Origin of the sequence: Rhodopseudomonas boonkerdii (assembly GCF_021184025.1) — a bacterium.
Classification (GTDB): Bacteria; Pseudomonadota; Alphaproteobacteria; order Rhizobiales; family Xanthobacteraceae; genus Tardiphaga; species Tardiphaga boonkerdii.
Genome location: NZ_CP036537.1, coordinates 610,960 through 625,607, shown reverse-complemented (window position 1 = coordinate 625,607; position 14,648 = coordinate 610,960). Strand labels below are relative to the sequence as shown.

Here is a 14,648-nt window from a genome sequence, read left to right as displayed (position 1 = left end):
GGCGATCATGTACGAGACCACCTATCACCGCGCCGCCAGTGTCGATGAAGCTGCAGCGCTGCTGGCGAAACACCCCGAAGCCAAATGCCTCGCCGGCGGCCATACGCTGCTGCCGGTCATGAAGCAGCGCCTCGCCGGTCCGTCCGACGTCATCGACATCGCGCGGATCAAGGACCTGATCGGCATCGAAGCGACGTCCGACGCGCTGATCATCAAGGCTGCAACGACCTATTACGACATCACCCAGAGCGCTGCCGCCAAGAAGGCGATTCCGGCCATCGTGCATCTGACCGAAGTGCTCGGCGATCCCGCCGTACGCTATCGCGGCACCATCGGCGGTTCGCTCGCCAACAACGATCCGGCCGCGGACTATCCCGCCGCGGTGCTGGCGCTCAACGCAACGGTAAAAACCAACAAGCGCGACATCGCTGCCGCGGATTTCTTCCAGGGCCTGTTCTCGACGGCGCTGGAAGACAACGAGATCATCACGGCGGTCTCGTTCCCGATCCCCGCCAAAGCCGGCTACGCCAAGATGCGCCATCCGGCGTCACGCTTTGCGATGACCGGCGTGTTCGTCGCGCAGATGAAGAACGGCGAAGTTCGTGTCGCGGCGACCGGCGCGGCGCAAGACGGCGTGATGCGCGTGCCGGCCATCGAGGCCGCGCTGAAATCGAACTGGTCGGCCGGCGCGATCGACGGCGTGTCGATCTCCGCCGACGGCCTGATGGGCGACATCCACGGCTCCGCCGCTTACCGCGCCAATCTCATCAAGGTGATGGCGCAGCGCGCGGTGGAAGCCGCGGGATAAACTCCGGCCTCTCGCTCCTCGCCCCGCTTTTGCGGAGAGAGGGCGGGGTGAGTGGCTCTTGCGATCCGCAAGCTCTGAGGATGAGGTGAGCGCATACCACGCCCCTCACCCGCCGCGAAGACGTGGCGACCTCTCCCCGCGCAAGATGCGGGGAGAGGTTAAGTTTCAGCTATACCGCGCGATCGCCAGCGCGTTCACATCCAGCTCCGGCGCCTTGCCGGCGATCTGGTCGGACAACACGCGGGCGGTGCCGCAGGCCATGGTCCAGCCGAGCGTGCCGTGGCCGGTGTTGAGATGAAGATTGTCGAACTTCGTCGGGCCGACGATCGGCGGACCATCCGGCGTCATCGGCCGCAATCCACTCCAGAACGTCGAACGCGCGAGATCGCCTGCCTTCGGGAACAGATCCGTCAGCGATTTGTCGAGCAGCAAACGGCGCGGCGCGGTAGGCCGCGGTGTATAGTTGCCAACCTCAGCGGTGCCGCCGACGCGAATGCGATCGCCGAGACGGGTGATGGCCACCTTGTAGGTCTCGTCCATGACCGTCGATTCCGGTGCGACACTCGCATCGGCGATCGGCACCGTGAGCGAATAGCCCTTCACCGGATAAACCGGCGCATCGATGCCGAGCGGACGCAGCAGCAGCGGCGAGAAACTGCCCAGCGCCATCACATACCGATCCGCGGTGAACACGCCCTTGTCCGTCGCCACCTGCGCGACACGACCGCCGCTGACATCCACGGACTTGATCGTGGTCTCATAGATGAATTTCACGCCGAGACCGGCGGCGATCTTCTCGAGTGCCTGCGTGAACAGATGGCAGTCGCCGGTCTCGTCATCGGGCAAGCGAAGCCCGCCGATGAACAGATGCTGCACGCCGGCAAGGCCCGGCTCGTATTGCACGCAACCGGCGCGGTCGAGCACCTGATAAGGCACGCCATATTGCTTGAGAATGTCGATATCGCTGCCGGCGCCATCGAGCTGCGACTGCTTGCGGAACAGCTGCAGCGTGCCCTTGCTGCGCTCGTCATAGGCGATGCCGGTCTCGGCACGCAGCGCACGCAGCTGGTCGCGGCTGTATTCGGCTATGCCGACCATGCGCGACTTGTTGAGCGCGTAGCGCTCGCTGGTGCAGTTGCGCAGCATCTGCAGCATCCAGCGCCACTGATACGGATCGGCCTGCGGGCGCACGACCAGCGGACCGTATTTGTCCATCATCCAGCCGATCGCTTTTTTGGGCACACCCGGCCCGGCCCATGGCGAGGCATAGCCAGGCGACACTTCGCCGGCATTGCCGAAGCTCGTCTCCAGCGCGGGGCCGGGCTGACGGTCGATCACCGTCACCTCGAAGCCGGCCTTGGCGAGATAGTAAGACGTGGTGACGCCGATGACGCCGGCGCCCAGAACAAGAACCTTCATATCGCAATCATCCCAGCACGACCGCGCCAGCGCGCGTCGACCTCCTCAGCATAGATTCGTTCATAGCGGCGCCCCAACGATGTCAGCATCTCATAGCCGATGGTGCCGGCTGCCGATGCGAGATCGTCGATCGTCTGATGGCCGCCGATGATCTCCACTTGCGAACCGCGTGCCAACGCCCCCTCGGGCAGCGCGCTGCAATCGACGATCAGCGAGTCCATCGAAACGCGCCCTGCCACCGGCAGCCTCTTGCCACGGAAATAGACCGCGCCGTTCGAGCCAAAAGCCCGCTGCAAGCCGTCGGCATAGCCGATCGCGAGTGTCGCCAGCCGCGTGGGCCGAGTCGTCTGCATCGTCCAACCATAGCCGACATGCGCGCCGGCCTCGACATCACGGACCTGAACGACCTGCGCCGTGAGCCTGACCACCGGCAGCATCGGGTTGACCTGGCCGGGCGATGGATTGATGCCATACAGCGCGGCGCCGGAGCGGACGAGATCGTTGTGAAAGCTGCTGCCGAGGAAGATGCCGGAGGAATTGGCGAGCGATCGGCGGACACCCGGAAAATGTCTTGCGAGCGCCGCAAACGTCTCGCGCTGATAGGCATTGGCCGGATGCTCCGCTTCATCCGCGCAAGCGAGATGGCTCATCACCAGCGTGACATCGACCCCGGGCAACGGCGCTTCGACAAACTCCGTGACTTCCCGCGCGGTCATCCCCAGTCGCGACATGCCGCTATCGACCTGCACCACCGCAGCGAGGGGCCGCCCCGATTCACCCGCCTGTTGCGACCATGCCTGCGCCTGATCGAGCGAATTCAGCACCGGCACGATGCCGGCGGCGGCGCAATCGCCCTCACCGCCGAGCGGCAGACCGTTGAGGACATAGATCGTCACGTCACGCGGCAGATGATGGCGCAGATCGAGCGCTTCATCGAGATGGGCGACGAAGAAAGACCGGCAACCGGCTTGATACAGCGCCGGGGCGACGCGGTCGGCGCCAAGCCCGTAGGCATCCGCCTTGACCACACCTGCGCAGGCGACGGTCGGTCCGACCTTGCTGGCGAGCAGCCGGTAATTGCGCCCGATCCCCGCCAGATCGACAGTCAGCACCGCGCTGGCGTGCTGAACACCGTCATTCACTTCCACCCGCGCCAACATGGCCGCCACCTCCGCTCGAGGACAACGGCATCAATATCTCACTCCATCAGCGGCGCTTTACGGCGATTTAGGCCGCTGCTACGATCACAGACGCCGAATTCCGACGATTTCTGGCCCATCATTAGAGAATTCCTGCACCCTGAGGGGAGCCATGGCCCCAGACCTCGATTCCATCGACCGAAAGATTCTTCGCGAGATCGTGCAGGACGCCCGCATCAGCCAGATGGCGCTGGCCGAAAAAGTCGGCCTGTCGCCCACCGCCTGCACCCGGCGGCTGGGCGCGCTGGAGAAAAAGGGCATCGTTCGCGGCTATGCCGCGGAGATCGATGCGTCCGAGCTCGGTTATATGATGACGGTGCATGTCCACATCACGCTCGACAAGCAGAGCGAGGACGCGCTCTCCGCCTTCGAGCGCGCCATCGCGCAATGTCCGGATGTGGTGTCCTGCTATCTGATGTCGGGCAATGACGATTATCTTGTCCATGTGCAGGCGCGCGACATGCAGGATTATGAGCGCATCCACAAACAGCACCTGTCGCGCATGCCGGGCGTCTCCCGCCTGCATTCGAGCTTCGCAATGCGGACCGTGGTGAAGCGCGGCGTGTCGCTATCGGCGCTGAAGGGGTGACGTTGCCTTCGTCACCACAATCTCCCACCTCATCCTGAGGAGCGCGCAACGCGCGCGTCGGCGGACTCGGAGCTTCGCCAGCTCATGGTTCGAGACGCGCGCAAGAGCGCGCTCCTCACCATGAAGTTGGGAGTTTTAGCTATGCTGCAGCCCCGGCGCCTCGTGGCCGGTGCGCTCGACATATTCCGTGTAGCCACCGCCATATTGATGGATGCCTTCCGGCGTCAGCTCGAGCACGCGGTTCGACAGCGCGGCCAGGAAGTGACGGTCATGCGAGACGAACAGCATGGTGCCTTCGAAATCCGCCAGTGCCTTGATCAGCATTTCCTTGGTGGCCATGTCCAAGTGGTTGGTCGGCTCGTCGAGCACCAGAAAATTCGGCGGATCGAACAACATCTTCGCCATCACCAGACGCGCCTTCTCGCCGCCTGAGAGCACGCGGCAACGCTTCTCGACGTCATCGCCTGAGAAACCGAAGCACCCGGCGAGCGCGCGCAAAGTACCCTGCCCCGCCTGCGGAAAGGTGTCTTCGAGATTCTGGAAGATGGTGCGCTCGCCGTCGAGAAGATCCATCGCGTGCTGGGCGAAATAGCCCATTTTCACGCTGCCGCCGATGGTGACGCTTCCCGTATCCGGCTCGGAAGCACCGGCCACGAGCTTCAGCAACGTCGACTTGCCGGCACCGTTGATGCCCATGATGGCCCAGCGCTCCCTGCGACGGACCATGAAATCGAGGCCTTCGTAGATTACCTTGCTGCCATAGGCCTTGTGCACGCCCTTCAGTGCCACGACGTCTTCGCCAGAGCGTGGCGCCGGCAGGAAGTCGAAGGCCACGGTCTCGCGGCGCTTCGGTGGCTCGACGCGCTCGATCTTGTCGAGCTTCTTGACGCGGCTCTGCACCTGCGCCGCATGCGAGGCGCGCGCCTTGAAGCGCTCGATGAACTTGATTTCCTTGGCGAGCATCGCCTGCTGGCGCTCGAACTGCGCCTGCTGCTGCTTCTCGTTCATGGCACGCTGCGCCTCGTAGAACTCGTAGTCGCCCGAATAGGAATTCAGCGAGCCGCCATCGATCTCCATGATCTTGGTGACGATGCGGTTCATGAACTCGCGGTCATGCGAGGTCATGAGCAGCGCGCCCTCGTAACCCTTCAAAAATCCTTCGAGCCAGATCAGGCTTTCGAGATCGAGATGGTTCGACGGCTCGTCGAGCAACATCACGTCGGGGCGCATCAGAAGAATGCGCGCCAGCGCTACGCGCATCTTCCAGCCTCCCGAGAGCTTGCCGACATCGCCGTCCATCATCTCCTGCGAGAAGGACAGGCCGGCCAGCACTTCGCGCGCACGGCCTTCCAGCGCGTAACCATCGAGCTCTTCGAACCGTGCCTGCACTTCCCCATAACGGGTGATGATCTCATCCATATTGTCGGCCTGGTCCGGATCGGCCATAGCCGCTTCCAGTTCCTTCAGCTCCGTCGCGACGATGCTGACAGGACCCGCCCCCTCCATCACTTCGGCCACCGCGCTGTGGCCGGCCATCTCGCCAACATCCTGGCTGAAGTAGCCGATGGTGACGCCGCGCTCGACCACGACTTGACCCTCGTCCGGCTGCTCGCGGCCGGTGACCAGCCGGAACAGGGTGGTCTTGCCGGAGCCATTGGGCCCGACGAGGCCAATTTTCTCGCCCTTCAGCAGCGCGCCGGCGGCTTCGATGAAGACGATCTGATGACCGTTCTGCTTGCTGATATTGTCGAGGCGGATCATGGGCGGCGGGACTCGCGGGGCAAAATGGCAGGCCTCGCAATAAGGCATCGGGCCAGCCCGCGAAAGGATATTTTGCGCTGCAAACGCCGGTTCAGCCGGTATGCTGTTCTGGCAAAGCTGAAATCAGGGGCCACTAATGACACAGAAGATCCAACCCACACCGCAAACCGTTCATTGGGGCTATTTCGACGCCAAACAGCCGGTGATCGCCACCATCGATCCCGGCGAGACGGTCGTCATGACCAGCGTCAGCGGCACTCGCGATCATCTGCCGAGCGACCCTGCCATGACCCCTCGCGCCGAACTGCTCGCGATTATCGACGCGGTGAAGCCCGACCTCGGGCCGCATATCCTCACCGGTCCCGTCGCTGTGCGCGGCGCAGAACCAGGCGATGCGCTGCGCGTCGAGATTCAGGACATCCAGCTGGCCGACGACTGGGGTTACATGCTTTTCCGTCCCGGCATGGGCACGCTGCCGGATGACTTCAATTATTTCCGCCGCGTTCATATCGGGCTTGATCGCACCAATGGCCTCGTCAAGACCCCATGGGGCATCACGCTGAATGCGCAGCCCTTCTTCGGCGTGATGGGCACGGCGCCGAAGCCGGAAGTCGGCCGCGCCAGCTCAACTATGCCGTCGCATTTCGGCGGCAATATCGACAACAAGGAACTCGGCGCCGGCAGCGTGCTGTATCTGCCGGTCTGGACCGCCGGCGGGCTGTTCTCCTGCGGTGACGGTCACGCCGTGCAAGGCGACGGCGAAGTCTGCGTCACCGCTGTCGAGACCGGCCTAACCGGGACCTTCAGGATCGATCTCGTCAAGAATGCGCAGCTTGAGGCGCCCTATGCCGAGACGAAGGATCATCTGATCACCATGGCTTTCGATCCCGACCTCGACGAGGCCGCGCGGATTGCATTGCGCCGGATGATCGCGATGGTGGCAGCGCGCACCACGCTCTCGAGCGAGGACGCCTACATGCTCTGCAGCCTCGCAGCCGATGTACGGGTCACTCAACTCGTGAATCTGGAGAAGGGCATCCATGTGATGATGCTGCGTGAAGTGATTGCGCAGGCGAAGCACTGAGATCGTCATTCCGATCGCAGCGAAGCAATTCAGAAAGCCAAGAACTGAATTGTTTCGTCACTGCGCTCCTCGCAATGACGAGCGGTGATCATCGCTCACGCCACTGCTCCGCCAGCCAGACCTGGTTCTCGGCAAGCGTCTTCAGCGCGAGTGCAACCTGTCGCAACTCATTGCGCTCCGGTCCTGGCGACAGTGCGCGGGCCTTGCGCAATGCGATACGGGCCAGATCTTTCAGTTCCTCTGCGATGCGGTGTGTCATGCCGGAACAACGCAGCAGAGCGGAACTCGGTTTTCCGCGCTGATCAGCTATTCATGCGGAACCCGGAGGGAACTTTGTGGAACTCAGCATCGTCACACATGCGTGAGCGGGATTGGAATGAGTATAGTGCTCGGCCTGCGTGGTTCGAGACAGCACTTCCGCCTTCGCTCTTCGAGCTACGGCGGACAAGTCGCGTCTCCTCCCCATGAGGGTCTACAACATACCCTGCCCTTATCCTGAAGAGTCGCAGCGGCGGCTCGAAGGATGGCCGCGAGCTGCTACGCCAACCAAATGCAATTCGCCCGCACACATAAGACGCGGAATCAATCCGCTCACTTGCGGATCAGCGGCACGCCCTTGGTGGTGAATTTGCCCATCTTGCCACCACCCGGCCGCATCGGGCGCTTGGTGCCCGCGGCCTTGCCTGTCCCCGGCGGCTGATGCGCTGGCACCAGTTGCTCCGGCCGCGGCCCGATCAGATCCGCACGGCCCATCGCTTTCAACGCCTCGCGAATGACCGGCCAGTTGTCCGGGTCGTGATAACGCAAGAACGCCTTGTGCAGCCGACGTTGCCGCAAGCCCTTGATCGCTTCCACCTTCTCGCTCGCACCGTGGCGCACGCCGCGCAGCGGATTGACGCCGGTGTGATACATCGCCGTCGCGGTCGCCATCGGTGACGGCAGGAAGGTCTGCACCTGATCCGCGCGGTAGCGATTTTTCTTCAGCCACAATGCGAGGTTCATCATATCCTCGTCGGTCGTGCCCGGATGCGCGGCAATAAAATACGGGATCAGGAAGTACTTCTTGCCGGCCTTCTGCACGGCGGCGTCGAACATCTTCTTGAAGCGGTTATAGGTGCCGATGCCCGGCTTCATCATCTTGTCGAGCGGGCCGCGCTCGGTGTGCTCCGGCGCGATCTTGAGATAGCCGCCGACGTGATGGGTGACGAGCTCCTCGACATATTTCGGGCTCTGCACCGCCAGATCGTAGCGCACGCCCGAGGCGACCATCACCTTCTTGATGCCCTTGGTCTCGCGCACCTTGCGATACAAACGGATCAGATCGTCGTGTGACGTATTCAGATTCGGGCAGATGTCCGGAAACACGCAGGACGGCAGGCGGCACGCCTTCTCGACCTTCGGATCTTTGCAGGCCATCCGATACATATTCGCCGTCGGGCCGCCGATATCCGAGATCACGCCCGTGAAACCCGGCGTTTTGTCGCGGATCTTTTCGATCTCCTGCAGGATCGATTTTTCCGACCGGTTCTGGATGATGCGGCCTTCATGCTCGGTGATCGAGCAGAAGGTGCAGCCGCCGAAACAGCCACGCATGATCGTCACCGAGAACTTGATCATGTCCCAGGCGGGAATCTTCGCATCGCCATAGGACGGATGCGGCGCGCGCGCATAAGGCAGATCATAAACCGCATCCATCTCGTCGGATGTCAGCGGGATCGGCGGCGGATTGAGCCAAAGGTCGCGGTCGCCGTGCTTCTGCACCAGCGCGCGCGCATTGCCGGGATTGGCTTCACGATGCAGCACGCGCGAGGCGCGGGCATAGGCTTCCTTGTCCTGCTCGACCTGCTCGCAGGATGGCAGCCGCACCACCGTGTCGCCGCTCTGACGTGACGCGCCTTCATCGGCGGAATCGAGATCATCCGCCGGCAGTTCGGTGTAGTTCTCCGGCACACGGCGGAACAGCGCGACGCCGCGGATATCGTCGAGATCGCGCGGCGATTCGCCATCGGCCAGGCGATGCGCGACTTCGACCACGGCACGCTCGGCATTACCGTAGAGCAGGAGATCCGCCTTCGCATCGGCGAGGATCGAACGGCGCACCTTCTCCGACCAGTAATCGTAATGCGCGATGCGGCGGAGCGAGGCTTCGATGCCGCCAAGAATGATCGGCACGTCCTTGAACGCCTCGCGGCAACGCTGCGCATAGACCACGGTGCAGCGGTCCGGCCGCTTGCCGCCTTCGCCGCCCGGCGTATAGGCGTCGTCACTGCGGATGCGGCGATCCGCGGTGTAGCGGTTCACCATCGAATCCATATTGCCGCCGGTGACGCCGAAGAACACGAGCGGCCTGCCGAGCGCCTTGAACGGCTCGGCCGAATGCCAGTCCGGTTGCGAAATGATGCCGACGCGAAAACCCTGCGCTTCCAGCAGGCGGCCGATGATGGCCATGCCGAAGGAGGGATGGTCCACATAGGCATCGCCGGTGACCAGCACGATGTCGCAGGCATCCCAGCCGAGTTCGTCCATCTCGGCGCGGCTCATGGGAAGGAACGGCGCCGGCTTGCGCAGCACGGTTGGACCCGCCCAGGCCATCAGGGGTTTTTCGACGACTGCGAGGTTGCTCATGCGCCGTGGAATAAGACTCCGCAGCCGCAATTACAACGGTGGCGCAGTATTTCAGGCAAAAAGGAACCAATCCGGGCGCATCGACGATGGAATACGACGCGCAAACGGTACCCGGCGCCGTCAGATCAGCTTCAGCGCGACGGCGCTGAGGCCGCCCAGCGCGACCAGCGACAGCGTGCCTGCGGCCAGCACCCGGCCACCGGCGGTCATGACCGATCGCAGGTCGACGGACAGCCCGAGCGCCGCCATCGACAGGATCGTCAGCATCGTCGAGGCCGTGTGCAGCGGCGCGAGCGCCGCGGCCGGGATGAGCTGGAGCGTGCGCAAGCACATCAACATGACAAAGCCGACGATGAACCATGGCAGCATGTCGCGCAGCGCCGGCCGCCTTCCGTTACTTCGCCCGCTCCACAGACCGAGGAGGATCACCACGGGACCGAGCATCAACACGCGCATCAGCTTGACCACGGTGCCGATCTGCACGCTCGCCGCGCCGATGGCATGCGTGGCGGCCAGCACCTGCGGCACCGCATAGACGGTCAGTCCCGCCGTAACGCCATACTGCCACTGGTTCAGGCCGAGCACCGTGACGCACAACGGCAACAGCAGCACCATCAGGATGCCGAGCGCCGCCGTGAAGGAGATCGATGACGCCACGTCTTCCGGCCGCGCGTCGATCACCGGCGCCGCGGCGACGATCGCCGAATTGCCGCAGATGGAATTGCCGCAGGCGACCAGCGTCGCCAACTTGTCCGGCAGGCCGAGCAGCCGCGACAGCGCGTAGCTGATCACCAGCGAGAGCAACACCACGAGCGCGACGACCACAATCAGCCGCAAGCCCGCCTGCTCGATGGTGCCAAAGCTGATGGAGGCGCCGAGCAGCACGATGGCCAGTTCCAGCAGGCTCTTCGAGGCGAAATGCACACCGGCTCGCGCCCTGGCATGAAGGCCAAAGCCTGTATGCAGCGCCGTGCCGAGCAGGATGGCGAAAACCAGCGCATCGACGAAGGGATTGCCGAGCACATGGATTTCGAGTCGCTCCGCGCCCCACGCCGCAAGCGTCACAAGAGCGGCGAGAGCCAGACCGGGGCCGAGATCGATAATGCGCTTTGTGGAGGACATGCTTCCCTCGATGGACTTGAGAGAAGAATATTCTTCCTATAAATCCCGATCTATCTCATAAATAAGGCTGTTCTATACGAATTTTTGGGACGATCATGACCCTCGACCAGCTCGCCGCCTTTGTCGCCGTTGCAGAACGTCAGCATTTGACGCAGGCGGCGGCCGCGTTGAACCTGTCATCCTCGGCGGTCAGTTCGGCCATCAAGGCGCTGGAGACGATGCATGGCGTGGCGCTGTTTCACCGCGTCGGCCGCGGCATTGAGCTGACATCCGCAGGGCGCCGTTTCCTGCCGGAGGCGCGCGAGATGCTGCTGCGCGCCAGGGGTGCCGAGCGGCTGCTCGATGAACTGGCCGGCATCGAGCGCGGCGTGATCGAATTGCAGGCCAGCCAGACCATCGCGAATTACTGGCTGCCGCCGCGGCTGATGCGCTTTCACGCGCAATATCCCGGCATCGAAGTCAAACTGCAGCTTGGCAACACGACCACCGTGACGGACGCCGTGATTTCGGGCGCAGCGGAGCTCGGCTTCATCGAAGGCACAATCGACGAACCGGCGCTGACATCGCAGCGCGTGGCATCCGACCGCCTGATGATCGTGACGTCGTCGCGGCTGCCGCACGACGCCACGCCGCTCGTTAGCACCGAGGATCTCCTGTCCTTGTCATGGGTGATGCGCGAGCCCGGCTCCGGCACGCGCTCGGTCTTCGAGGCGGCGCTGCGTGCGCACAACGTCGACCCTGCCCGACTGGATGTGGTGATGACGCTGCCCTCGAACGAAGCAGTGCTGTCCGCCGTGCGCCACAGTGCTGCCGCAACAGCCCTGTCGGAAGCGGTGGTGGCGCCTTTCCTGCACAATGGCGACTTGCATGCATTGCCATTTGCGCTCGACCTGCGCGAATTCACGCTTTTGCGTCACAAGGAGCGCCCACTCTCTGCCGTTGCTCGGGCTTTCGAGACACATTGCCGGTCATTCACGACATCAGACCACTTTATCTGACGGCCCGTCATATCGGCGGAACATCTGGCGTCGTTCGCCGTTCTCTTGCGCTGAGAGTGTGCAAGATTGCGAAGTGATGGCCTGGTCCGATCGTTTTTCCGACCCAATTCAGATTCCAGATGGCAGCCGGATCGAGACGCTTCGCGATGCAGGCGCTTACATCGCCCGGCTTCCCAATTGCGAATACAAGACCGATGTATGGCGCACAGCGACGCATCTGTTGATCGAGGCCGCCGAAGGAACGGTGTCGATCGAACTCGCCCGCTTCGCCATCCTGCAGGCCTTTGCCTGCGAACGGAAGAAAGAGCCGCTTGCCTCGTGATCCCCAATCAACCCGATGGCACCGTGCCGCGATTAGGCCTGCAATAGGCGATCACGGTTACGGGCATGAACGAGCCGGGCTTTGGACCGGCTCGTTGTGTTTAATCTGCAAGGCAGCTTTTGAAGCTGACCCGCCGGGCTTCTGCTGACAACCTAATACGTCGGCGGCTGGTGTCTTACTCGAGCGGACGCCCCTTCGTTTCCACGTCCATCAGATTGACGCTGCCGGCAGCCACAACGAGGAACGCCGAGATCGCGATCAGTGCCAGAGTGAAATTGGTCGTCATAAGCGGCGCCACCACCGACGGCGCCAGCAGGCCGCCAGCCCGCGCCATGGCGCCGGCTGCGCCCATGCCGCTGGCACGCAGACGCGTCGGATAGACTTCCGGCGTGAAAGCATAGACGCCGGCCCAGGTGCCAAGCAGGGCGAAACTCATGAGCAGCGTCGTGCCGACGACGACCACGCTCGACGACGTACCCACGCCATAGATGAGACAGCCGATCGCGCTCAACAGCAGAAAGCCCACCAGCGTCGGCTTGCGGCCCCAACGTTCCACACCATAGGCAGCGAGTGCGAAGCCCGGAATCTGAACCAGCGCAATCAGGATGAGGAAGTACTGTCCGCGCATGAAGCCGTAGCCTTCAGCCGACAGGCGGACCGGCAGATAGACGAACACACCGTAATACGAGATCGAAATGGTGAACCATGCGATCAGCAACAGGATCGAGCGACGGCGCAGCTCTGGCGAGAACAGCGCGAAGGCCGACTGCGACTTCTGCTCTTCCGGTTTGATATGGCCGATCTCGACATTGTTGCCATTGCCGCGCGCGATGCGTTGAATGACTTCGCGCGCTTTTTCCGATCGTCCGGTTCGATTGAGATACATCGGTGATTCCGGCACGTAGAACCGCACCAATATGCCAATCAGCGCCGGAACGCCGGTCACGAAGAAGATCGTGCGCCAGGCATCGCCGCCCTGCGATCCCGCGAACAGCGCGATGATCGCGAGCGCCACGGTACCCACGGCCCAAAACGACTCCAGCCAGACCAACCAGCGACCGCGGCGATCCGACGGCAGAAATTCCGCCATCATCGCGTAGTCTACCGGCAAGGTGCCGCCGACGCCGATGCCGGTCAGCAGACGCGCGACCAGCAACCATTCGAAGCTCGGCGAGAAGGCCGAAGCGACACCGAAGGCAGCGTCGATCAAAACTGCCGTGAGCAGGACCGGACGACGACCGTAGCGGTCTGCCATGCGACCGAACACAAAGGCGCCGATCAGCATGCCGACGAAGAACATCGTTCCGGTCTGCAACGCTTGCGGGATGGTGATGCCGAAGCTCTTGGCGATGGACGGCGCACTGAAGCCGATCGCCAGCACCTGCATGGCGTCCGCCGCCCAGACGAGCGCAAAAATAACGAACAGCTTGCGCTGAAACCAGCCAACGCCCGCCTGGCGGATGCCGTCTTCGACAGTGATCAATGGTTGAGACACGGTGTTTTCCTCTATGTGAGATAATGACGAACCACAAGGCAATCAGAGATCGTTCTGGCGGACGGATTTCTCCCCGCAAGTCGGCAGTTCAGGACTATCGCAGCGGTTTTGGCTGCCCTTGCCCCGCACACCAGATCGCATCTGGCGTGCGGGCACCCATGGATCAGGTCAGCGCGCGACCTGCATTTCCTTTACGGCGATATCGCCATTCAGCACGATCGGCTCGTCATCGAGGAACAGCGAGCAACCACGCAGCGGAATGTCGAGGTGACAAGCGGTGTCGTTCGGGCCGCCGAGTTCGTTGTTCGGGCCCGTCGAGAACATCACATTGCCGTAGAACGACCGTGGCTCCATGCCCATGCCGCCGGGGAACTCGCCCGGCACCATCGCGTGCCACTTGGCGTTCTGATTGAGGCCCCAGCCGACATGGCTCATGCCCATGCCGCGCGGATCGTTGAAGGCCGCCATATAAGACTTCACTAGCTCGGCCTCGAGCCCGCCACGGATATCGGTAACCCAACCCTTTTCGATCGTGTAGGTGATCGGCTCGCGCACATAGATGTTCTGCGGTAGCAGAATGTCGCCCGGCCCCACCACGAAGGTGCCGTCGACACCGTCGTCGTCGCCACCGGTGAAGACGAACCCCGACGGCCAGTGATCCCAGCGGCCCGGCTTGTCGGTGCACGCATATTCCGCGATCGTCGGATAAGTGTTGAGCTTGTAGGTCACGTCGGTGCCGTGCGGCGAGGTGATGCGCATCACCTTTGCCTTGGCGAGAAGCTCTGCGCCGACCTCGACACGTTCACGCAGTTCCTTGGTCGGCAGCATGCGGGCCAACAACTCCGGCGGCTCCACCGCCGTCAGGATACGTGTGCCGGAAGCCTGAATAGCCATCTGCTCCGGTGAGAACAGCAGGAAGATGCAGTCGATCAGCATGTCGCAGGCTTTCAGTGCCTCGACGGCTTCCGGCATCGAGGCCAGCCCGGTCTGGCCGACGGCCCAGGCGCCGACCGGCGGCACCGCAGGCAAGCGCATATGATACATCTTGGCGCCAAGGCGCTGACCGGCCGCCATGAAAGCATCCGCATAATCCAGGCGATCATTGCCCTGCGTCAGGACGATGAGCTTCTCACCCTCGTGAACGCCTGACATCTTGAGCTGATGCAGGCAGATTTCCGTGAAGCTGAAATGATCCATTCTCTTTCCTCACTTTTGTGGGTTCGAGG

General features: G+C 62.9%; 13 protein-coding genes. 5 read left to right on the top strand and 8 right to left on the bottom strand.

From position 1 onward, the window contains the following. Positions 1-7 precede the first annotated feature (7 nt). A complete protein-coding gene (locus E0H22_RS02920) occupies positions 8-808 on the top strand; it encodes an FAD binding domain-containing protein (RefSeq protein ID WP_233024258.1) in 801 nt (266 codons plus the stop codon). 165 nt (positions 809-973) lie between these two features. Here the strand turns inward: E0H22_RS02920 and E0H22_RS02915 are convergent, their stop codons facing one another. Then, positions 974-2,227 (bottom strand): D-amino acid dehydrogenase, encoded by a 1,254-nt coding sequence (locus E0H22_RS02915; protein WP_233024257.1) that lies wholly within the window; start codon positions 2,225-2,227, stop codon positions 974-976. Beyond that, positions 2,224-3,387, bottom strand: coding sequence for an alanine racemase (alr, locus tag E0H22_RS02910; protein ID WP_233024256.1), 1,164 nt, complete (start codon positions 3,385-3,387; stop codon positions 2,224-2,226). The genes E0H22_RS02915 and alr overlap by 4 nt, the downstream gene beginning before the upstream one ends. A 151-nt stretch (positions 3,388-3,538) precedes the next feature. Between alr and E0H22_RS02905 the strand changes: the two genes are divergently transcribed. Next, a complete protein-coding gene (locus tag E0H22_RS02905; protein WP_233024255.1) occupies positions 3,539-4,015 on the top strand; it encodes an Lrp/AsnC family transcriptional regulator in 477 nt (158 codons plus the stop codon). A 135-nt stretch (positions 4,016-4,150) separates the two neighbouring features. Here the strand turns inward: E0H22_RS02905 and E0H22_RS02900 are convergent, their stop codons facing one another. Next, positions 4,151-5,776, bottom strand: coding sequence for an ABC-F family ATP-binding cassette domain-containing protein (locus E0H22_RS02900; RefSeq protein WP_233024254.1), 1,626 nt, complete (start codon positions 5,774-5,776; stop codon positions 4,151-4,153). Positions 5,777-5,912: 136 nt separating this feature from the next. Between E0H22_RS02900 and E0H22_RS02895 the strand changes: the two genes are divergently transcribed. Continuing rightward, the gene (locus tag E0H22_RS02895; RefSeq protein ID WP_233024253.1) at positions 5,913-6,860 is read left to right on the top strand and encodes an acetamidase/formamidase family protein; all 948 of its coding nucleotides are present in this window, start codon (positions 5,913-5,915) and stop codon (positions 6,858-6,860) included. 88 nt (positions 6,861-6,948) lie between these two features. Here E0H22_RS02895 and E0H22_RS02890 read toward each other — a convergent pair whose 3' ends face one another. The 3 genes from E0H22_RS02890 to E0H22_RS02880 all read right to left on the bottom strand — a co-directional run bounded on the left by E0H22_RS02890 (position 6,949) and on the right by E0H22_RS02880 (position 10,607). Further along, positions 6,949-7,119 (bottom strand): hypothetical protein, encoded by a 171-nt coding sequence (locus tag E0H22_RS02890; protein WP_233024252.1) that lies wholly within the window; start codon positions 7,117-7,119, stop codon positions 6,949-6,951. A gap of 332 nt (positions 7,120-7,451) precedes the next feature. Next, complete coding sequence (locus E0H22_RS02885) at positions 7,452-9,485, bottom strand: YgiQ family radical SAM protein (protein ID WP_347340820.1); 2,034 nt, start codon at positions 9,483-9,485, stop codon at positions 7,452-7,454. 120 nt (positions 9,486-9,605) lie between these two features. Continuing rightward, positions 9,606-10,607: a YeiH family protein gene (locus E0H22_RS02880; protein ID WP_233024251.1), complete on the bottom strand. Its 1,002-nt coding sequence runs from the start codon at positions 10,605-10,607 to the stop codon at positions 9,606-9,608. Between the two features lie 95 nt (positions 10,608-10,702). Between E0H22_RS02880 and E0H22_RS02875 the strand changes: the two genes are divergently transcribed. Together E0H22_RS02875 and E0H22_RS02870 are read left to right on the top strand one after the other, a co-directional pair. Next, on the top strand, positions 10,703-11,605 hold the full coding sequence (locus tag E0H22_RS02875) for a LysR family transcriptional regulator (RefSeq protein WP_233024250.1): 903 nt from the start codon (positions 10,703-10,705) through the stop codon (positions 11,603-11,605). A 76-nt stretch (positions 11,606-11,681) separates the two neighbouring features. Next, complete coding sequence (locus tag E0H22_RS02870; RefSeq protein ID WP_233024249.1) at positions 11,682-11,927, top strand: hypothetical protein; 246 nt, start codon at positions 11,682-11,684, stop codon at positions 11,925-11,927. A gap of 175 nt (positions 11,928-12,102) precedes the next feature. On the opposite strand, the gene E0H22_RS02865 is transcribed toward E0H22_RS02870, so the two are convergent. Both E0H22_RS02865 and E0H22_RS02860 read right to left on the bottom strand, forming a co-directional pair. After that, entirely contained in the window at positions 12,103-13,422 is a 1,320-nt protein-coding gene (locus tag E0H22_RS02865) for an MFS transporter (protein WP_233024248.1), read from the bottom strand. Positions 13,423-13,590: 168 nt separating this feature from the next. After that, positions 13,591-14,619 (bottom strand): 2,5-dihydroxypyridine 5,6-dioxygenase NicX family protein, encoded by a 1,029-nt coding sequence (locus E0H22_RS02860; RefSeq protein ID WP_233024247.1) that lies wholly within the window; start codon positions 14,617-14,619, stop codon positions 13,591-13,593. Positions 14,620-14,648: the final 29 nt, after the last annotated feature.